17 protein-coding genes are annotated in these 18,267 nt (G+C 71.2%); 13 read left to right on the top strand and 4 right to left on the bottom strand.

Annotated features, from left to right (window positions below; translation table 11 throughout):
* Positions 1 to 185: 185 nt before the first annotated feature.
* The 5 genes from AAHF99_RS11075 to AAHF99_RS11095 are packed head-to-tail and all read left to right on the top strand — an operon-like array spanning position 186 to position 5,527.
* Positions 186 to 1,328, top strand: a complete 1,143-nt coding sequence (locus AAHF99_RS11075) for an ABC transporter permease (protein WP_412759871.1) — start codon at positions 186 to 188, stop codon at positions 1,326 to 1,328.
* Positions 1,325 to 2,248 (top strand): ABC transporter permease, encoded by a 924-nt coding sequence (locus tag AAHF99_RS11080; RefSeq protein ID WP_342164344.1) that lies wholly within the window; start codon positions 1,325 to 1,327, stop codon positions 2,246 to 2,248. Before AAHF99_RS11075 ends, AAHF99_RS11080 begins: the two co-directional genes overlap by 4 nt.
* 11 nt (positions 2,249 to 2,259) lie before the next feature.
* The gene (locus AAHF99_RS11085) at positions 2,260 to 3,279 is read left to right on the top strand and encodes a formamidase (RefSeq protein ID WP_342164345.1); all 1,020 of its coding nucleotides are present in this window, start codon (positions 2,260 to 2,262) and stop codon (positions 3,277 to 3,279) included.
* Positions 3,276 to 3,977, top strand: a complete 702-nt coding sequence (gene biuH / locus AAHF99_RS11090; protein WP_342164347.1) for a biuret amidohydrolase — start codon at positions 3,276 to 3,278, stop codon at positions 3,975 to 3,977. The genes AAHF99_RS11085 and biuH overlap by 4 nt, the downstream gene beginning before the upstream one ends.
* Entirely contained in the window at positions 3,974 to 5,527 is a 1,554-nt protein-coding gene (locus tag AAHF99_RS11095; protein WP_342164348.1) for an ABC transporter ATP-binding protein, read from the top strand. Before biuH ends, AAHF99_RS11095 begins: the two co-directional genes overlap by 4 nt.
* A gap of 6 nt (positions 5,528 to 5,533) precedes the next feature.
* Here the strand turns inward: AAHF99_RS11095 and hpxZ are convergent, their stop codons facing one another.
* Genes hpxZ through AAHF99_RS11110 form a run of 3 tightly spaced genes read right to left on the bottom strand, consistent with a single transcriptional unit; the run spans position 5,534 to position 7,525 of the window.
* Positions 5,534 to 5,914 (bottom strand): oxalurate catabolism protein HpxZ, encoded by a 381-nt coding sequence (gene hpxZ / locus AAHF99_RS11100; protein WP_342164349.1) that lies wholly within the window; start codon positions 5,912 to 5,914, stop codon positions 5,534 to 5,536.
* Positions 5,914 to 7,317, bottom strand: a complete 1,404-nt coding sequence (locus tag AAHF99_RS11105; RefSeq protein WP_342164350.1) for an AtzE family amidohydrolase — start codon at positions 7,315 to 7,317, stop codon at positions 5,914 to 5,916. Before AAHF99_RS11105 ends, hpxZ begins: the two co-directional genes overlap by 1 nt.
* A 4-nt stretch (positions 7,318 to 7,321) precedes the next feature.
* Positions 7,322 to 7,525: a DUF4089 domain-containing protein gene (locus AAHF99_RS11110; RefSeq protein WP_342164352.1), complete on the bottom strand. Its 204-nt coding sequence runs from the start codon at positions 7,523 to 7,525 to the stop codon at positions 7,322 to 7,324.
* 112 nt (positions 7,526 to 7,637) lie between these two features.
* On the opposite strand from AAHF99_RS11110, the gene AAHF99_RS11115 reads away from it, so the two are divergent.
* Positions 7,638 to 9,101, top strand: coding sequence for an acetamidase/formamidase family protein (locus AAHF99_RS11115; RefSeq protein WP_342164353.1), 1,464 nt, complete (start codon positions 7,638 to 7,640; stop codon positions 9,099 to 9,101).
* Here the strand turns inward: AAHF99_RS11115 and AAHF99_RS11120 are convergent.
* Complete coding sequence (locus tag AAHF99_RS11120) at positions 9,082 to 9,978, bottom strand: LysR family transcriptional regulator (RefSeq protein ID WP_342164355.1); 897 nt, start codon at positions 9,976 to 9,978, stop codon at positions 9,082 to 9,084. The two genes, AAHF99_RS11115 and AAHF99_RS11120, sit on opposite strands and share 20 nt — an antisense overlap.
* Before the next feature lie 118 nt (positions 9,979 to 10,096).
* Here AAHF99_RS11120 and AAHF99_RS11125 point away from each other — a divergent pair, with 118 nt between their 5' ends.
* The 7 genes from AAHF99_RS11125 to katG all read left to right on the top strand — a co-directional run bounded on the left by AAHF99_RS11125 (position 10,097) and on the right by katG (position 18,219).
* Positions 10,097 to 11,053: an ABC transporter substrate-binding protein gene (locus AAHF99_RS11125; RefSeq protein ID WP_342164356.1), complete on the top strand. Its 957-nt coding sequence runs from the start codon at positions 10,097 to 10,099 to the stop codon at positions 11,051 to 11,053.
* Positions 11,050 to 11,901: an ABC transporter permease gene (locus AAHF99_RS11130; RefSeq protein ID WP_342164357.1), complete on the top strand. Its 852-nt coding sequence runs from the start codon at positions 11,050 to 11,052 to the stop codon at positions 11,899 to 11,901. Before AAHF99_RS11125 ends, AAHF99_RS11130 begins: the two co-directional genes overlap by 4 nt.
* Positions 11,894 to 12,685, top strand: coding sequence for an ABC transporter ATP-binding protein (locus AAHF99_RS11135; protein ID WP_342164358.1), 792 nt, complete (start codon positions 11,894 to 11,896; stop codon positions 12,683 to 12,685). Before AAHF99_RS11130 ends, AAHF99_RS11135 begins: the two co-directional genes overlap by 8 nt.
* Entirely contained in the window at positions 12,685 to 14,496 is a 1,812-nt protein-coding gene (gene atzF / locus AAHF99_RS11140) for an allophanate hydrolase (protein ID WP_342164360.1), read from the top strand. Before AAHF99_RS11135 ends, atzF begins: the two co-directional genes overlap by 1 nt.
* A gap of 14 nt (positions 14,497 to 14,510) precedes the next feature.
* Positions 14,511 to 15,395, top strand: coding sequence for an alpha/beta hydrolase (locus AAHF99_RS11145; protein ID WP_342164361.1), 885 nt, complete (start codon positions 14,511 to 14,513; stop codon positions 15,393 to 15,395).
* Between the two features lie 2 nt (positions 15,396 to 15,397).
* Entirely contained in the window at positions 15,398 to 15,862 is a 465-nt protein-coding gene (locus tag AAHF99_RS11150) for a YaiI/YqxD family protein (RefSeq protein ID WP_342164362.1), read from the top strand.
* 83 nt (positions 15,863 to 15,945) lie between these two features.
* Complete coding sequence (gene katG, locus AAHF99_RS11155; RefSeq protein WP_342164363.1) at positions 15,946 to 18,219, top strand: catalase/peroxidase HPI; 2,274 nt, start codon at positions 15,946 to 15,948, stop codon at positions 18,217 to 18,219.
* Positions 18,220 to 18,267: the final 48 nt, after the last annotated feature.

The following is an 18,267-nucleotide window of genomic DNA, read 5'->3' on the forward strand; positions in this document are numbered from 1 at the left end:
TATGCTGGATCGCTCGACGGATCGCCTCCGTCGTCGTGGCGCTGCCGTGAAGAACCTGGCCCATAGCGCGTCCCTCCACTCCGACGTGAAGAGTGCACCATCAAACCCCGGGATCAAACATCTAGGCGCGGCTGGCACGGTTTCTGCGCCGCCGGCCCGCACGAAGCGCGGAGGAACCTGAACACGTGGTTGCGGACGCCGCCCCCTCGAAGCTCGCCGCCGACAGGCCGCGCGGCTGGACCTCGCTGCCCCTGCGCGCATGGCTCGCCCGGCGGTGCGAAGCCCTCGCCATCCCGGTCGGCGCCGCCCTCGTCGGGTTCCTGCTGTTCGGGCTGTTCCTGGCCGCCCTCGGCAAGTCGCCCCTGCAACTCGTGGACATCGTCTGGCGGGGCGGGTTCGGCTCGCCCTTCGCGCTCGGCAACAGCCTGCAGCGGGCTGCGCCCCTCCTCTTCGCCGCCCTGTGCGTGGCGTTGCCCGCCCGGCTTGGCCTCGTGGTGATCGGGGGCGAGGGCGCCATCGTGCTCGGCGGCCTCGCGGCGGCGGCCGCCGCCCAGCCCCTCGCCGGCCTGCCCGCCCTCCTCGCCGTGCCGCTGATGGCCGGCGCGGCCATGCTCGCGGGCGCCGTCTGGATCGGCGCCGTGGGCTGGCTCCAGGCCTATCGCAACGTCAACGCCACCATCTCCAGCCTGCTCCTGTCCTACATCGCCATCGCGCTCGCGAACCACCTGATCGAGGGGCCGCTGCGCGATCCCGCGAGCCTCAACAAGCCCTCGACCCTGCCGGTGGGCGAGGCCTTCATGCTCGGGCCGATGCCGGTGATCGGCGTCCATTGGGGCCTCGGCTGCGGGATCCTCGCCTGCGTGATCGCCTACGTGCTCATGGACCGCACGACGCTGGGCTTCGCGGCGCGGATCGCGGGCGGGAACGTCCGCGCGGCGCAGATCCAGGGCCTGCCGGTCGGGCGGCTCATCGTCGGCTTCACGGCACTCGGCGGGGCCTTCGCGGCGCTCGCCGGCTATTTCGAGGTCGCGGCGGTGCAGGGCAACGCCAACGGCACCCTGGCGGCGGGCTACGGCTATACCGGCATCCTCGTCGCCTTCCTCGCCCGGCAGAACCCCCTCGCGATCATGCCCGTGGCCTTCCTCCTCGGCGGCATCGAGGCGTCGAGCGGGCTGATCCAGCGCCGGATGCAACTGCCCGACGCGACGGTGCTGGTGCTGGAAGGCCTGCTCTTCCTCATCGTGCTCCTGAGCGAGACGCTTTACGGCCGGTTCAAGCCATTCAACCCGCATCTGTGGGCGCAGAAGCGCGAGGCGGTGCCGGCATGAGCGACGATCTCGGCCTCTGGAGCGTGCCGCTGGCGATCCTCGGCGGGGCGATCCGCGTCTCGACGCCGTTCCTGTTCGTGAGCCTCGGGGAGACGATCACCGAGCGCTCGGGCCGGATCAATCTCGGCCTCGAAGGCACCCTCGTCTTCGGGGCGATGTCGGCCTACGCCACCGCCGTGCTCACGAACTCGCCCTGGGCGGGGGTGGCGGTGGCGGGGCTCGCGGGCGGGCTGTTCGGCCTGCTCCACGGGTACATCTGCAAGTTCCCGAAGGTGAACGACGTCGCCATCGGCATCGCGCTGATGCTGTTCGGCACCGGCCTCGCGTTCTTCTTCGGCAAGCCGTTCATCCAGCCCCCCGCGCCGCCGCTGCCGGCCATTCCGTTCGGGGGGTGGTCGGACCTGCCCCAGGTGCAGGCGGCGTTGCGGGTGAACGTGCTGTTTCTCGCGGGCGCCGCCCTCTCGGTCGCCCTGTGGTGGGGCTTCCGCAACACCAAGGCCGGGCTGATCCTGCGCGTCGTCGGTGACAGCGCCGACGCCGCCCGGGCGCTGGGCTACGATGTCGACCGGGTGCGCCTCGTCGCCACCGGGCTCGGCGGCGTGCTCGCCGGGATCGGCGGCTCGTACCTTTCGCTCTACTATCCGGGCTCGTGGAACGAGGGCATCTCCTCCGGCCAGGGGCTGATGGCGGTGGCGCTCGTCATCTTCGCCCGCTGGAACCCGCTCGCCTGCTTCGGGGCGGCGCTGCTGTTCGGCGGCGCGGGGGCGCTCGGCCCGGCGCTCCAATCGGTCGGCGTCTCGCAGGGCTATTACCTGTTCTACGCCGCGCCTTACGTCCTCACCCTCGTCCTCCTGATCGCCACCTCCTCGCCCGACCGGGCGCTGGCCGGGGCGCCGGGCGAGCTGTCCCTGTCGAAGTGAGAGTGGTGCCGATGAACGGCCTCGGTGGATTGAACAAGTCGCCAAACGGCGTGGTGATCGGCCTCGTGCAACTGCAATTGCCGAAGATCGAGACCCGCGCCGACATCGCGGCGCAGACCGACCGGATCGTGGCGATGGTCGGGAAGGCGCGGGCCAACCTCGGCACAATGGACCTCGTGGTCTTCCCGGAATACGCCCTCCACGGCCTGTCCATGGACATCCGCCCGGAGATCCTGTGCACCCTCGACGGGCCGGAGGTGGCGGCCTTCAAGCGCGCCTGCGCCGAGAACGAGATCTGGGGCTGCTTCTCCATCATGGAGGCGAACCCCGGCGGGATGCCCTACAATTCCGGCCTGATCATCGACGACCATGGCGCGCTGAAGCTCTACTACCGGAAGATGCACCCCTGGGTCCCAGTGGAGCCCTGGGAGCCGGGCGACCTCGGCATCCCGGTGATCGAGGGGCCGAAGGGCGCCAAGCTCGGCCTGATCATCTGCCACGACGGCATGTTCCCGGAGATGGCACGGGAGGCCGCCTACAAGGGCGCCGAGATCATGATCCGCACGGCAGGCTACACGGCCCCGATCCGCGAATCCTGGCGCTTCACCAACCAGTCGAACGCCTTCTGCAACCTGATGGTCACGGCCAACGTCTGCCTCTGCGGCTCGGACGGCACGTTCGACTCGATGGGCGAGGGGATGATCTGCAACTTCGACGGGGCGGTCCTCGCCCACGGCACCACCGGCCGGGTCGATGAGATCATCACCGCCGAGGTGCGGCCCGATCTGGTGCGCGAGGCGCGCCGACATTGGGGCGTCGAGAACAACATCTACCAGTTCGGCCACCGGGGCTACACGGCGGTGAAGGGCGGGGCGCAGGATTGCCCCTACACCTACATGACCGACCTCGCCGCCGGCCGCTATCGCCTGCCCTGGGAGGATCAGGTGGTGGTCACGGACGGCACCTCCTGCGGCTTCCCGGCGCCGACCCGCGCCTACGGCGAGCCCGACCGCCGAGAGGCCGCCGAATGAGCGGGACGGACGGCACCTACGCCGCCGCCGAGCCCTATCCCTGGCCCTTCGACGGCGATCTGCGGCCCGGCAACACCGCCCTCGTCGTCATCGACATGCAGACGGATTTCTGCGGCAAGGGCGGCTACGTCGATGCGATGGGCTACGACCTCGCCCTGACCCGCGCGCCGATCGGGCCGATCGGCCGCCTGCTCGACGCGGCGCGCGCCGCCGGCTTCCATGTCATCCACACCCGCGAGGGCCACCGGCCGGACCTCGCGGACCTGCCCGCCAACAAGCGCTGGCGCTCCCGCCGGATCGGCGCGGGGATCGGCGATCCCGGCCCCTGCGGCCGGGTGCTGGTGCGGGGCGAGCCGGGCTGGGAGATCATCCCCGAACTGGCGCCGCTCCCCGGCGAGCCGATCATCGACAAGCCGGGCAAGGGCTCGTTCTGCGCCACCGATCTGGAATTGATCCTCACGCAGCGGGGCATCCGCAACCTGATCCTCACCGGCATCACCACCGACGTTTGCGTCCACACGACGATGCGCGAGGCCAACGACCGGGGCTTCGAATGCGTGATCGTCTCGGACGGCACCGCCGCAACCGATCCCGGCAACCACGAGGCGGCCCTGAAGATGGTGACGATGCAGGGCGGCGTGTTCGGCGCCGTCGCCTCCTCGGCGGCACTGATCGCCGCCATGGGGTGCCGCGCATGAGCCAGGCGCCGCCCCTGGGACCGCATCTCGGCGCGCTGGGCGTCGAGACCATCGGCATGACGAAGCGCTTCGGCGCCTTCGCGGCTTTGGACGACGTGTCGATGAAGATCGAGGCGGGCGGCTTCCATGCGCTGCTCGGGGAGAACGGCGCCGGCAAGTCGACCTTCGTGAAATGCGTGATGGGCTTCTACGCCCCGACCTCCGGCAGCGTGCTGGTGGACGGCCGCGAGGTCGAGATCACCAACCCGAAGGGCGCGCAGGCGCGCGGCCTTGGCATGGTCTACCAGCACTTCACCCTGGTGCCGTCCCTGACCGGGGCGGAAAACCTTGTGATCGCCCGCGCCGACGCCCCCGCCATCCTCGATTGGAAGGCCGAGCGGGCGGCGCTCGCCGCGTTCATGGCCGGGATGCCGTTCCGGCTGAACCTCGACCGGCCGGTGGCGGAACTCGCGGCGGGGGAGAAGCAGAAGCTCGAAATCGTCAAGCAGCTCTACCTGAAGGCCCGCTTCCTGATCCTCGACGAGCCGACCTCGGTCCTCACCCCCGACGAGGCCGAGGAGGTGCTGGGCCTCCTGCGGGCCATGGCCGACCGGGGCGACCTCACCGTCCTGATGATCAGCCACAAGTTCCGGGAGGTCGAGACCTTCGCCCGATCCTTCAGCGTCTTGCGCCGGGGCAAGCTCGTCGGGGGCGGGGAGGTCGGCGCCGTATCGCGCACCGAGATGGCGGCGATGATGATCGGCGAGCGCGTCGTGCGGCCCATCGCCAGCCGCGTGGGCGAGCCCGACCAGGCCCGCGAGATTTTGCGCGTCGAGAACCTTCAGGCGACCGACCCTTCCGGCCTGCGCCGCATCGCGATCCCCGACCTGCGGGTCCGGGCGCGGGAGATCGTCGGGATCGCGGGCGTCTCCGGCAACGGGCAGAAGGAGTTGGCCGACGTGCTCGGCGGGCGCATCCGCGCGGCGGGTGGCCGGGTGGTCGTCGCGGGCGAGCCCTATGCGGGGGTCCGCGCGCAGAGCCGCGCCCGGAAGGTTCGCTTCATCCCGGAGGAGCCCCTGCGGGAAGCCTGCGCCCCGCGCATGTCGGTGGCCGAAAACCTCGCCTTCCGCGCCTTCGACCGCCGGGGCGAGGACGCCGCCGGCCCGCCGACCTTCTGGCTCGACCGGCGCGCCATGGCCAAGCGCGCCAAGGAGCTGATCGAACGCTTCCAGGTGAAGACCGCCTCGTCGGAGGCGCCCATCGCGACGCTCTCCGGGGGCAACGTCCAGCGGGCGGTGCTCGCCCGCGAGCTGACCGATCCGGTCGATCTGCTGATCGTGGTCAACCCGTGCTTCGGCCTCGACTTCGCGGCGGTCTCGGAGATCCGCACGCGGATCGTCACCGCCCGCAACGCCGGGGCGGCGGTGCTGCTCATCAGCGAGGATCTGGACGAAATCCTCGAACTCTCCGACCGCATCGTCGTGATGTCGGAGGGCCGCCTCGTCTACGAGACGCCGGGCGCCACCGCCGAGGCCGGCACGATCGGCCGGCACATGGCGGGGCACCACTGAAGGGGCTCAGACGTCGATCACGCTCACATGCGCGGCGACGACCTTCCAGCCCTCGGGGAACCGCACCCAGGTCTGGCTCTGCCGGCCGACCTTGCCCGGGGCGTTTTGGCGGGTGAACAGGGTCATGGCCGTGGCGAAGTCCTGCCCGTAGGTAGTGATCACCGTGCCCTCCAGGGCGCGGGCGAGGCCCTGCGGCGAGCGCCCCCGGCGGAACCGGCGGATCGCCTCCATGCCGTAGAGGTTCTCCCCGCCGCCGTAGCGGATGGTGCGGGGATCGTCGTGGAACAGCGCTTCGAGGGTCGCCACGTCGTTGGTGACGAGGGCCGTCTCGTAGGCCGCGAAGGCCGCCTCGACCTCGGCCTTCACCGCAGGATCGTCGATCACCATCAGAGCCTCGCGATGGGCGCGCGCACCACGCCCTCCCGTTCCAGATGCCGCGCCACCCGCAGGGCGACGTCCTCCCGCCAGGGCGCGGCGATGACCTGCACGCCGAGCGGCAGCCCGTCATCGGGCCAGACCGGCACGGCGACGACGGGCAGGCCGATGAAGGAGATCGGCTGCGTGTAGAGGCCGATATTCGGCCGCAGCGGAAACTCCACCCCGTCGAGGAGGAAGGTGGTCTGCCCGCCCCTCGGCGCCCGGCAGGGCGTGGTGGGGGCGAGGATCACGTCCACCTCCTCGAACAGGTCGAGCATGGCTGCCCGGTACCAGCGGCGGAAGCGCTGCGCCCGCTCGATGAAGGCGGCGGGCAGCATCGCCCCGGCGAGCAGCCGGTCGCGCACCGCCGGGTCGAACTCGGCCGCCCGGTGGCGCAGGCGGTCGAGGTGCAGGGAGGCGCCCTCGGCGGCGCTGATCAGGTAGGCAGCGGCCCGCGCGCGGGCGGCTTCCGGCAGTTCCACAACGCGGGACACGTCCAGCGCCCCCGCCACCTTCGCCACGGCGGCGAAGGCCTCCGGCTCGCCGGAGCGGGTGAAATAGCCCCCGGCGGTGGCGATGCGCAGGCCCCCGATGCCGTCCTCCAAGCCGGGGAGGGCGGGCTCGGCCGGGCGCTTGGCGCAGGCGGGATCGTCGGGATCCGGCCCCTGCATCGCGTCGAAGGCGAGGGCGAGGTCGGCGACGCTCCGCGCCATCGGCCCGAGATGGTCGAGGCTCCCGACGAAGGGGAAGCTGCCGGCCCGGCTGGTGCGCCCGTAGGTGGGCTTCAGCCCGAAGCAGCCGCAGAAGGCGGCGGGCACGCGGATCGAGCCGTTGGTGTCGGAGGCGAGCGCCAGGGGCACGAGCCCCGCCGCCACCGCCCCGCCGGAGCCCCCCGAAGAGCCGCCCGACATCCGCGACAGGTCGTGCGGGTTGTGGGTATCGCCGTCGTGGATGTTCTCGCCGGTGAAGTCGTAGGCGTATTCGCCCATGTTGAGGGCCCCGACCAGCACGGCGCCCGCGCCCTCGAGGCGGCGGATCAGCGCCGCGTCGCGGCCGGCCGGTGCCCGCTCGCGGTTGATGCGCGATCCGGCGCGGGTGGTCAGGCCCGCGACGTCGAACAGGTTCTTCACCGCGAAGGGCACGCCGCAGAGCGGCCCCGGCGCCTCGCCCCGGGCGAGCGCGGCATCGACGGCCTCGGCGCGGGCGAGGGCCCGCCCGGCCAGCACGTCGGTGAAGCTGTTCACGGCGGGGTCGATCCGCCCGATCCGCTCCAGGGACGCCCCGACGACGGCGCGGGCGCTGACCGCCCCGGAGGCCACGCCCCCGGCGATGGCGGCGGCGGGGGCCGTGGCCCAATCCTGCGACACGGACATCACCTCACGCCTCGAAGACCGGGGCCGGCTCGGCCTCGTCGGGGAGGGGGAAGCCGTCGAGCAGCGCGGCGGCCTCCCGCAGCACCCGCAAATTGGCGAGGACCGGCGCCCGCCAAGCGGGGTCGATCGTCAGGCCCATGAGCGCGGCGGCGGCGTCGCAATAGGCGTCGAGATCCGGCGGGGTGGCCGGGTGCGGATTGGGGCTCATCGATCCTCCGAGGCCGGGTTCCGGGGCAAGGCAGGCAAGGATCGTTCCGCAGCTTGGCCGCGCCCTTGCATGGATTTGTGCCGGGAATCCCGTCAGTCGGAGTTTGTTGAGAATGTGCCTCGGTGACGATCCGACCTGCGCGGCCTTCGCGGAGCACCGCCTGCGCTACCGGCGCGATATGGCGCCCGAGCGCCGGGCCTTCCTGAAGAGTACCTTCGCCGCGACCGGCGGCGCCGCCGCGATGATGGCGGCGGGCACCACCCTCGTGAGCCCGGCGCTGGCCCAGGCGAGCGCCGCCAAGGCCGCCGCCGGCCGGACGGCGCATTACCACCTGCCGGCCAATGCCGACACGATCCACTGGGGCTACTTCTCCAAGAACCTGAAGCCCCAGGTCGAGATCGAATCCGGCGACTTCGTCACCATCGAGACCCTGACCCACCACGCCAACGACGACGCCGAGCGGATGGTCCAGGGCGATCCCGGCGCGGAGAGCGTCTTCCTTTGGACCAAGGAGAAGAAGGGCGTCCCCCGGCGTGGCGCCGGCCCGGACGATGCCAAGCTCGGGCCGGGCGGCGGGCTCGGCGTGCATATCTGCACCGGGCCGGTGGCGATCCGGGGTGCCGAGCCCGGCGACGTGCTGGAGGTGCGCATCCTCGACGTGGCGCCGCGCCCCTGCGCCAACCCGAAGTTCAAGGGCCTCGCCTTCGGCAGCAACGCGGCGGCGTGGTGGGGCTACCATTACAAGGACCTGCTGACTGGGGAGAAACCCCGCGAGGTCGTGACGATCTACGAGATCGACGCCACCGGCCGCCGCGATTGGGCGCGGGCCGCCTACAACTTCCGCTGGCCGGGCGTGACCGACCCGAACGGCGTCCACCACCCGACCATCGACTATCCCGGCCTGCCGGTGGACCATTCGCGCACCACGCGGGACTTCGACGTGCTGAAGGGCGTGCGCCTGCCGATCCGCCCGCATTTCGGCACGATGGGCTTGGCGCCGGCCGAGGCCGACATGGTGAACTCGATCCCGCCGAGCTACACCGGCGGCAACATCGACAATTGGCGCATCGGCAAGGGCGCCACGATGTACTACCCCGTGGCGGTGCCCGGCGCGCTGTTCTCCGTGGGCGATCCCCATGCGAGCCAGGGCGATTCCGAACTCTGCGGCACGGCCATCGAGTGCTCGCTCACCGGCACGTTCCAGTTCATCCTGCACAAGAAGGCCGACCTCGCCGGCACCTCCCTCGCCAGCCTCGACTTCCCGATGATCGAGACGGGGGAGGATTGGGTCCTCTCGGGCTTCAGCTACCCGAACTACCTGCGCGACCTCGGGCCCGACGCCCAATCGGAGATCTTCGCGAAGTCGTCCCTCGACCTCGCCATGCGCGACGCGTTCCGCAAGATGCGCCAGTTCCTGATGCAGGCGCAGGGCCTCACCGAGGATGAAGCGATCTCGCTCATGTCCATCGCGGTCGATTTCGGCATCACGCAGGTGGTGGACGGCAACTGGGGCGTCCACGCCATCGTGAAAAAGGCGATCTTCGCCGAACGCCCCCTCAACTCCCCTCCCGGTTGAGGCGGGCGACGAGCTGGTCCGCGAACTTCGCCGCCGCCACCGACAGGGACCGGCCGCGCAGTTGCGCCAGGACCAGCACCATGGGCGTGAGGTCTCGCCCGTCGATCGGGCGGCTATGTAGGCGCGGATCCTGCGGGATGCCGCTCGGCACCTGAAGGCTGATCACGCCCTCGCGCAGGGTGAGGTTGCGCAGGAATTCGAGGGAGCCCGACTCCACGGTGGGCTGCAGCGCGACGCCCCGCCGGGCCAGCGCCTGCTCGATATGGTGGCGGATGGCGAGCGACCGGTCGGGCAGGGCGAGGGCGTGGCCGAGGCAGTCGCGCAGGCGCACCGGCCCCGGCTCCGCCGCCAGGGCGTGGTCCGACCGCATCAGGACGCGCAGGGTCTGGTGCCCGGAATAGAGCGGGTGCAAATCCGCCGAGGGTGGGGGCTGGAGGATGAGGGCGAGATCCGCCTCGAAGGTGGCAAGCGCCGTCACCGCCTGGGCGTGGTCGCGCACCTGCACCGTGAACCCGACGAGCGGGAAGCGCGCGCGATAGGTCTCGACCTCCTCCGGCACCACCTGCGTCACGAAGGCCTGGCTGCACGCCAAAGCCACATGGCCCCGGCGCACGCCGGAGAGGTCGGCGATCTGCGAGCGGACCCGGTCGAGATCGGCCATCTGGTCGCGGATGTGTCGGGCGAACAGTTCCCCTGCCGCATTGAGGCGCATCCCCTGCGCCAGCCGCTCGAAGATCGGGGTGCCGAGCTCGTATTCGAGATCCTGGATCTGCCGGGTGAGGGCCGAGGGGGTGATGCTCAGCCGCTCGGCGGCACGGCGGATCGACCCGGCGCGGGCGATCTCGGTGACGTAGGCGAGGGTGCGCAGATGCTTCACGGCCCCACCCTGCCGCCCTGTTGCCCGTCTGGCAACGGGTCACTCGAAAAATAGCACTTCCTTGCAACAGGTGGCGAACCTAGCCTTCGATCCATCGAAAATCTCACGGAGCCGTTCGATGATCCGCCGCCGCTCTCTCCTGGCCGGTCTCGGGGCCGGCCTCGCCCTCGCACCGCTCTCTCGCCGCGCCGCGCGGGCCGAGGGCGCCCCCGTCACGATCCGGATGGGCTCCCTGAAGCTCATCCATTCCATCGCGCCGAGCTTCTACGAGCGCTTCACCCCCGAGAACGTGCGGGTGGAGGTCGTGCCCTTCGAGAGCCCGACCGAGTGCAAGAACGCCGTCGTCACGAAGTCGGTGGATTTCGGCACGTTCGGCCTCGCATCCGCGATGCTCGGCGCGGCGGCGGGTGAGCCGCTGGTGGTCATCGCCTCCACCTGCAACCGCGGGATGGCGGTGATCGCCAAGAAGGGTTCGGACATCCACGCGATCAAGGACCTGCGCGGCAAGCGGGTCGCGATCTGGCCCGGCAGCACGCAGGAGGTGTTCGCCCTCGAACGGATGCGCATGGAGGGCCTGTCCGTGAAGGACATCACGCCTGTGCGGATCTCCTTCTCCGAGATGCACATCGCCCTCGCGCGGGGCGACGTCGACGCCTATGTCGGTGCCGAGCCCGCCCCCGGCGTCAGCCTCGCCTCCGGCGTCGGCCAATTGGTGGAATACCCCTACGGCACCGAGATGGGCGCGCTGAACATGGTGTTCGGCGCCCATCGCGACACCCTGGCCGAGCGCCCCGACATGGTGCGCACCATGCTCGACATCCATCGCAAGGCGACGGAGTTCGCGGCCGGCAACCGCGAGGCGATGATCGCCATGGCGGTGGCCAAGCTCGGCCAGAAGCGCGAGGCGTTGGAACTCTCCGCGCCGAACGTCGAATTGACGTGGCGCCTCGGGCCGGACGAGGTGCGGCAGGCCGGCGCCTATGCCCAGCACATGCTGGCGCTGAAGCAGATCAAGCGCCTGCCCGAGCCCGGCTTCATCGACACCCGGTTCGTCGATGCGATGAGCCGGGCATGAGCACCGGCATCGACGCCCCCGCCCTGCCGGCCCGAGCCTCCGTGCCAGCGCCCGCGCGGCTCGCCCTCGGCGGCGGGCTGGCGCGGGCCGGGCTCGCCCTGGTGGTGCCGGCGATCCTCGTCGCGATCTGGCAAATCACGACGGCGGGCCGGCCCTACAGCCTGATCCCGCCGCCCGCCGAGGTCTGGGCCGAGATGCGCGACCTCGCCATCGGCGGCGTGAACGACGACGCCTTCAGCGGCACCCTCTGGACGCATCTCTCGGCCTCGCTGATGCGCGTCTATGGCGGCTTCGCGCTCGCCGCCGCGGCGGCCCTGCCGCTCGGCCTGCTGATCGGCCGGGTGCCCGTGGTCCGGGCGCTGCTCGACCCCGTGCTGCAGATCCTGCGGCCGGTACCGGTGACGGCGTGGCTGCCGCTGGCGATGATCCTGTTCGGCCTCGGGCCGCGCTCGGCCTTCTTCCTGGTGTTCCTGGGGGCGTTCTACCCGATCCTCGTCAACACCGTGTTCGGCGTGCGCTCGGTGGAGCCGCGCCTGTTCGAGGCGGCGGCGATGCTCGGCTGCACCGGGCCGGCGCAATTCGCCCGGGTGGTGCTGCCCGCGGCGCTGCCGTCGATCTTCACCGGCCTGCGGCTCGGCCTCGGCTTCGCCTGGGTGGTGATCGTGGTCGGCGAGATGACCGGCGTCCAGACCGGCCTCGGCGCGATCATCATGGAGGCGCGTCAGCTTTCCCGCACCGAGATCGTGATCTGCGGCATGGCGGTGATCGGCGTCGCGGGCTTCGTCTCGGACTGGCTGGTCATGCGCCTCGGCCGCAAACTCCTCGCCTGGAGCCCGTCCCATGGCTGATCCCACCGTCCCGATCCTCGACATGCGCGCGGTCGGCAAGACCTACCGGGCCAACGGGCGCACCACCGAGGCCCTGCGCGAGGCGAACCTCACCGTCTCGCGGGGCGAGTTCGTCTGCCTGCTCGGCGCCTCCGGCTGCGGGAAGTCGACCCTGCTGCGCGTCGCCGCCGGCTTCGAGGCGCCCACCTCCGGGCAGGCGCTGATGTGGGGCAAGCCCATCCCCGGCCCCGGACCGAGCCGGGGGATGGTGTTCCAGGATTACGGCCTGTTCCCCTGGCTCACCGTGCGCGACAACATCGGGTTCGGCCCGAAATCCCGCAAGCGACCCACCGCCGAGGTGCGGGAGACTGCCGAGCGCTACATCTCCCTCGTCGGCCTCCAGGCTTTCGCGGATGCCTATCCGCACCAGCTGTCCGGCGGCATGAAGCAGCGCGTCGCCATCGCCCGCGTGCTGGCCAACGAGGCCGAGGTGGTGCTGATGGACGAGCCCTTCGGGGCGCTGGACGCCATGACCCGCGAGCGGCTTCAGGACGAATTGCTCGAACTCTGGTCGCGGACGGGCCTGACGATCCTGTTCGTCACCCACGCCATCGAGGAGGCGATCTTCCTCGCCGACCGCATCGTGATGATGTCCCCCGGCCCCGGCCGGATCGAGGCCGTCCACGAGGTCGACCTGCCGCGCCGCCGGGACGTGTCGAGCCCGGCCTTCAACGACCTGCGCCGGATGCTCGCCGCGCAGTTGCACAGCCACCACGCCCCGCGCACCGCGACGGTCGCCGCCTGATGGATTTCCCGTTGCCTCCCTTCCCGACCATCCCGTCGCTGCACGCGGCCTATGATGGGGGGCTCGACCCCCGCGCCGTGGTGGCCGAGGCCTATCGCCGGCTCGCGGAGATCGACGATCCCGGCATCTTCCTCGCGCTGGTACCGGAGGCGGAGGCGCTGGCCGCCGCCGAGGCACTGGGCGCCTTCGACCCGCAGGCCAAGCCGCTGTGGGGCGTGCCCTTCGCGGTGAAGGACAACATCGACGTGGCGGGCCTGCCGACCACCGCCGCCTGCCCGGACTTCGCCTTCACCCCCACCGAGACCGCGCCCGCCGTGGCGCGGCTCCTCGCGGCGGGGGCGATCCTGATCGGCAAGACCAACCTCGACCAGTTCGCCACCGGCCTCGTCGGGGTGCGCACGCCCTATCCCGTCCCGCGCAACGCCATCGACCCGGCCTATGTGCCGGGGGGATCGAGCAGCGGCTCGGCCGTGGCGGTCTCGCACGGGATCGTCGCCTTCGCGCTCGGCACCGACACGGCGGGCTCCGGCCGGGTCCCGGCGGGGCTCAACAACGTGGTCGGGCTGAAGCCCTCCCTCGGGGCGGTGTCGAGCCGGGGGATGCTGCCGGCCTGCCGCACCCTCGACACGCTCTCGGTCTTCGCCGGCACGGTCGCCGATGCCGATGCCGCCTTCCGCGTCATGGCCGGGTTCGACCCCGCCGACCCGTGGTCGCGTCCGCTGCCGGTGGCGCCCGTCCCCGCTGGCCTGCCGCCGGGCCTGCGCCTTGGCGTGCCCAACGCCGCCGGCCTGCGCTTCGGGGGCGATGCGCTCTCCGAGACCGCCTTCGCCAGGACGATGGCCGACCTCGAAGGCATCGCCGGACAGACCGCCGAGATCGACCTAGCGCCGATGTTCGCCGTGGCGGCCCTCCTCTACGACGGCCCGTGGGTCGCCGAGCGCTACGAAGCGATCCGCGCCGTGATGGAGACGCGGCCGGAAATCCTGCACGCGACGACGCGGACGGTGATCGGCTCGGCGACCCGCCACGCGGCGGCCGACGCCTTCGCCGGCCTCTACCGCCTCAACGAATTGCGCCGGGCCGCCGACGCGGTCTGGTCGCGGGTCGATGTCCTGTGCGTGCCGACCTATCCGCGCCCGCAGACCCGTGCCGCCCTGGAAGCGGATCCGATCGGGCCGAACAGCGAACTCGGCACCTACACGAACTTCGTGAACCTGCTCGATTGGTGCGCCCTCGCCGTACCGGGCCGCGCCCGCGCTGACGGGTTTCCCGCTGGCATCACGCTCATCGGCCCCCGTGGGGCGGATGGGCTGCTGGCCGCCCTCGGCGCGCGGCTGCACGCGGCCTCGGCCGAGCGGATCGGCGCGAGCCGCGCGCCGGTGCCGCCCGTGGAGGACGAGCCGGCGCGGGCCCTGCCCGGCGAGATCGAACTCGTCGTGGTGGGCGCGCATCTCTCCGGCCTGCCGCTCAACCACGAACTGACCGGGCGCGGCGCCCGCTTCCTCCGCGCGGCGGAGACCGCGCCGGAGTACCGCCTCCATGCCCTGCCCGGCGGCCCGCCGCAGCGGCCGGGCCTCGTGCGGGTGGGGGAGGGCGGCGGCGCCATCGCGACGGAGGTCTGGGCGCTCCCGCCCGCCGGCTTCGGGGAGTTCGTGGCCGGCATCCCGGCGCCCCTGGGAATCGGCACCGTGCGCCTCGCCGACGGCACGGCGCCGAAGGGCTTTTTGTGCGAGGCGGCGGGGCTCGTCGGCGCCACCGACATCACTGGGTTCGGCGGCTGGCGCCGCTACATGGAGAAGGCCGCCGCCTGAGCCCGCGAGACCCGATGACCACCTTCGTCCTCGACGACCCGACGCCCCGCGATCCCCGACTCGACTGGCCGCGCCTCGACCAGCGGGCGCGGGACGCGAGCTACGACAACACCAACGCTGTCGCCGACAGCGCGGAACGGATCGCCACCCGCAACGCGGCCGCCGCGCGCTACCGGGGCGCGCACCCGGCCGGTCTCGACATCCCCTACGCGGAAGGAGAGCGCACCGGCTTCGACCTCTTCCCCGTGGCGGATGCGCAGGCGCCCTGCTTCGTCTTCGTCCATGGCGGCTACTGGCAGCGCAACGCCCGCGCCGATTTCGCCGGCCTCGCGGAGGGGCTGAACGCCGCCGGCTGGGCGGTGGCGCTGCCGGGCTACACCCTGGCCCCCGAGGCGAGCCTCACTCAAATCTCCGCCGAGATCGGCGCGTCCCTCGATTGGCTCGCGGAGGAGGGAAAGGCCCACGGGATCGGCGGGCCGATCATCCTCTCCGGCTGGTCGGCGGGGGGGCATCTCGCCGCCCTGCATCTCGGGCACCGGGCGGTGGCGGCGGCGCTCGCCATCTCCGGCGTCTACGACCTCGCCCCGATCCGCGACACCTACCTGAACGAGAAGCTGTCCCTCACGGACGAGGAGATCGCGACGCTCTCGCCCCTGCGCCTGCCGGTGATGGACAAGCCGATGACGCTCGCCTATGGCAGCCGCGAATTGCCGGCCCTCGTCCACGACGCCCGCTGCCTCCACGCCCTGCGCGCCGCCGCCCACGCGCCGGGGGCGCTGCTGCCGGTGCCGGGCGCCGACCATTTCTCGATCCTCGATGGGTTCAGCCGCTCGGACGGTCTGTTCGTCCGAGCGGCGCGGGATCTTCTCGACTCGGCCCGCGCCTGCAGGAGGGCGTAGCCGTGCCGCAGCCGATCACGATCTTCATCGACGCCGATGCCTGCCCGGTGAAGGCCGAGACCTACCGCGTGGCCGAGCGCTACAGCCTGCACGTCTACGTGGTGGCCAACAGCTTCCTCAACGTGCCGCGCGAGCCGTGGATCGAGCGGGTCATCGTGTCGGACGGGTTCGACGCCGCCGACGACTGGATCGCCGAGCGCGCGGGCCCACACTCGATCGTGATCACCGCCGACGTGCCGCTGGCGAGCCGCTGCGTGAAGGCGGGGGCGAGCGCCCTCTCGCCCACCGGCAAGGCGTTCACGGATTCCTCCGTCGGGATGGCGCTCGCCACCCGTAACCTCATGCAGGAATTGCGGGAAGCCGGCGCGGTGACGGGCGGCCCGCCGCCGTTCTCGGCCAGGGACCGCTCCGCCTTCCTCGGCGCCCTCGACCGGGCGGTGATGCGGCTGCGCCGGGCGCATCCTTAAATATGATGCGACGTATGGCTCCGCTTCCGTGACGGACCCGCATCTCGCCCTAAAACTGACGGCGAGTGAACGGGGAACGAAGCATGGAAACCTATAAGGACGTTCTCGCGGGCCAATGCCCCTTCGGCGGCGACCGTATCGGGGGGGCCCAGACGTCGCCGCCCACCCTGGAGGACTGGTATCCCGACCGCCTGCGCGTCGAGATGCTCCACCAGAACGGTCCGCAGGCGAACCCGCTGGCCGATTTCGATTACCAGTCCGCCTTCGAGGCGCTGGACTACGAGCAGCTGAAGGCCGACATCCGCGCGTTCCTGACGAGCTCGGTGGCGTGGTGGCCGTCCGATTACGGCAATTACGGCCCGCAGATGATCCGCATGGCCTGGCACTCGGCCGGCACGTACCGCATCGCCGACGGGCGCGGCGGCGCGGGCGAGGGCCTGCAGCGCTTCGCCCCGATCAGCTCGTGGTGGGACAACGGCAACACCGACAAGTCCCGCCGCCTGATCTGGCCGATCAAGCAGAAATACGGCAACGCCCTCTCCTGGGCCGACCTGATGGTGCTGACCGGCACGATCTCCCTGGAGATCATGGGCCTGCCCACCTACGGCTTCGCCGGCGGCCGCCGCGACGCCTGGGAGGCGGACAACGCCACCTACTGGGGCCCGGAACTGTGGGACCCGCACAACATCGAATCCCCCGACAGCATGGTCACGCGCGACAAGCGCTGGCGCGGCCAGAACGGCGATCCCGATTACGACCTGGAGAACCCTCTCGCGGCCTCCCACCAGGCGCTGATCTACGTGAACCCGGAAGGGCCCTACGCCAACGGCGACCCGATGGGCTCGGCGCGGGACATCCGCGTGACCTTCACCCGCATGGCGATGAACGACGAGGAGACCGTCGCGCTGATCGCGGGCGGCCACGCCTTCGGCAAGAGCCACGGCATGGTGAAGGCGGACAGGATCGGCCCGCCGCCGGAGATCGCGCCCATCGAGGCGATGGGACTGGGCTGGCACAACCCGCAGGGCACGGGCGCGGCCGAGAACACGATGACGAACGGCATCGAGGGCTCGTGGATCCCGAACCCGACCCAGTGGGACAACGACTACCTGACGAACCTCTTCAAGTTCGAATGGAAGCAGACGAAGAGCCCGGCCGGCGCCCTGCAATGGGAGCCCGAGGACCCGGACGCGCCCCGCACGCCGGACGCCCACATCCCCGGCAAGACCCACCCGCTCATGATGATGACGAGCGACATCGCGCTGAAGACCGACCCGGTCTATCGCGAGATCTGCCTGAAGTTTCTGAACGACTTCGACTACTTCACGCTGCAGTTCTCCAAGGCGTGGTACAAGCTCACCCACCGCGACATGGGTCCGAAGGAGCGCTACCTCGGCCCGGAGAAGACCCTCGAGCCGGATCTGCTGTGGCAGGACCCGATCCCGGCCGTCGATCACCCGCTGATCGACGAGGGTGACATCGCCGCCCTGAAGCAGGAGATCCTCGGCCTCGGGCATTCCGTGTCGGACCTCGCCTACGCGGCCTTCGCCTCGGCCTCCACCCACCGCAACACCGACAAGCGCGGCGGAGCGAACGGGGCGCGCATCGCGCTGGCGCCGCAGAAGGACTGGGCGATCAACCGCCGGGCCATGCCGGTGATCGAGGCCCTGAAGGGCGTCATGGCCGGGTTCAACGGCCGGGCCGGCGGCGGCAAGAAGGTGTCGCTCGCCGACCTCATCGTGCTCGGCGGCTGCGCGGCGGTGGAGAAGGCCGCCCGCGACGCCGGGTCCTCGGTCGCGGTGCCCTTCGCGCCGGGGCGGATGGACACCACCGACGCGATGACCGACGCCGACAGCTTCGAGTGGCTGAAGCCGGTGGTGGACGGGTTCCGCAACTACGTGGACGACCGCTTCGACCGGATCACGCAAGGCCGGGTCTCGCCGGAGCAGGTCTTCCTCGACCGAGCGCACCTGCTGGCGCTCACCGCCCCCGAATGGGTGGCGCTGACGGGCGGCCTGCGGGCGCTGAACCTGAACCACGACGGCTCGACCCACGGCATCTTCACCGACCGGGTCGGGGTGCTGACGAACGACTTCTTCACCGTGCTGACCAGCATGGATTACGAGTGGAAGAAGACGGACGGCGCGGGCAAGGCGTTCACCCTGGACGACCGGGGAAGCGGTGAGACGAAGTACACGGCGACCCGCTGCGACCTCGTCTTCGGCGCGAACGCCCAGCTCCGCGCGGTGGCCGAGGTCTATGCCGGCACGGACGGGCAGGAGCGCTTCCTGCGCGACTTCGTGAAGGTCTGGGACAAGGTGATGAACCTCGACCGTTACGACCTGAAGCTGAACTGACGCCCAGACGGCGGCCGGGCCCTCCCGGCCGCCGTCTGCAAGACCCTC

This window comes from Methylobacterium litchii (assembly GCF_038442315.1).
GTDB lineage: Bacteria > Pseudomonadota > Alphaproteobacteria > Rhizobiales > Beijerinckiaceae > Methylobacterium > Methylobacterium litchii.

Excerpts from the sequence above, each read along its gene's own strand:
- AAHF99_RS11125 (WP_342164356.1), top strand. The coding sequence starts at position 10,097 with ATGATCCGCCGCCGCTCTCTCCTGGCCGGTCTCGGGGCCGGCCTCGCC.
- AAHF99_RS11080 (WP_342164344.1), top strand. The coding sequence starts at position 1,325 with ATGAGCGACGATCTCGGCCTCTGGAGCGTGCCGCTGGCGATCCTCGGC.
- AAHF99_RS11145 (WP_342164361.1), top strand. The coding sequence starts at position 14,511 with ATGACCACCTTCGTCCTCGACGACCCGACGCCCCGCGATCCCCGACTC.
- AAHF99_RS11095 (WP_342164348.1), top strand. The coding sequence starts at position 3,974 with ATGAGCCAGGCGCCGCCCCTGGGACCGCATCTCGGCGCGCTGGGCGTC.
- AAHF99_RS11135 (WP_342164358.1), top strand. The coding sequence starts at position 11,894 with ATGGCTGATCCCACCGTCCCGATCCTCGACATGCGCGCGGTCGGCAAG.
- katG (WP_342164363.1), top strand. The coding sequence starts at position 15,946 with ATGGAAACCTATAAGGACGTTCTCGCGGGCCAATGCCCCTTCGGCGGC.
- hpxZ (WP_342164349.1), bottom strand. The coding sequence starts at position 5,914 with ATGGTGATCGACGATCCTGCGGTGAAGGCCGAGGTCGAGGCGGCCTTC.
- AAHF99_RS11130 (WP_342164357.1), top strand. The coding sequence starts at position 11,050 with ATGAGCACCGGCATCGACGCCCCCGCCCTGCCGGCCCGAGCCTCCGTG.
- AAHF99_RS11115 (WP_342164353.1), top strand. The coding sequence starts at position 7,638 with ATGTGCCTCGGTGACGATCCGACCTGCGCGGCCTTCGCGGAGCACCGC.
- biuH (WP_342164347.1), top strand. The coding sequence starts at position 3,276 with ATGAGCGGGACGGACGGCACCTACGCCGCCGCCGAGCCCTATCCCTGG.
- AAHF99_RS11085 (WP_342164345.1), top strand. The coding sequence starts at position 2,260 with ATGAACGGCCTCGGTGGATTGAACAAGTCGCCAAACGGCGTGGTGATC.
- atzF (WP_342164360.1), top strand. The coding sequence starts at position 12,685 with ATGGATTTCCCGTTGCCTCCCTTCCCGACCATCCCGTCGCTGCACGCG.
- AAHF99_RS11105 (WP_342164350.1), bottom strand. The coding sequence starts at position 7,317 with ATGTCCGTGTCGCAGGATTGGGCCACGGCCCCCGCCGCCGCCATCGCC.
- AAHF99_RS11110 (WP_342164352.1), bottom strand. The coding sequence starts at position 7,525 with ATGAGCCCCAATCCGCACCCGGCCACCCCGCCGGATCTCGACGCCTAT.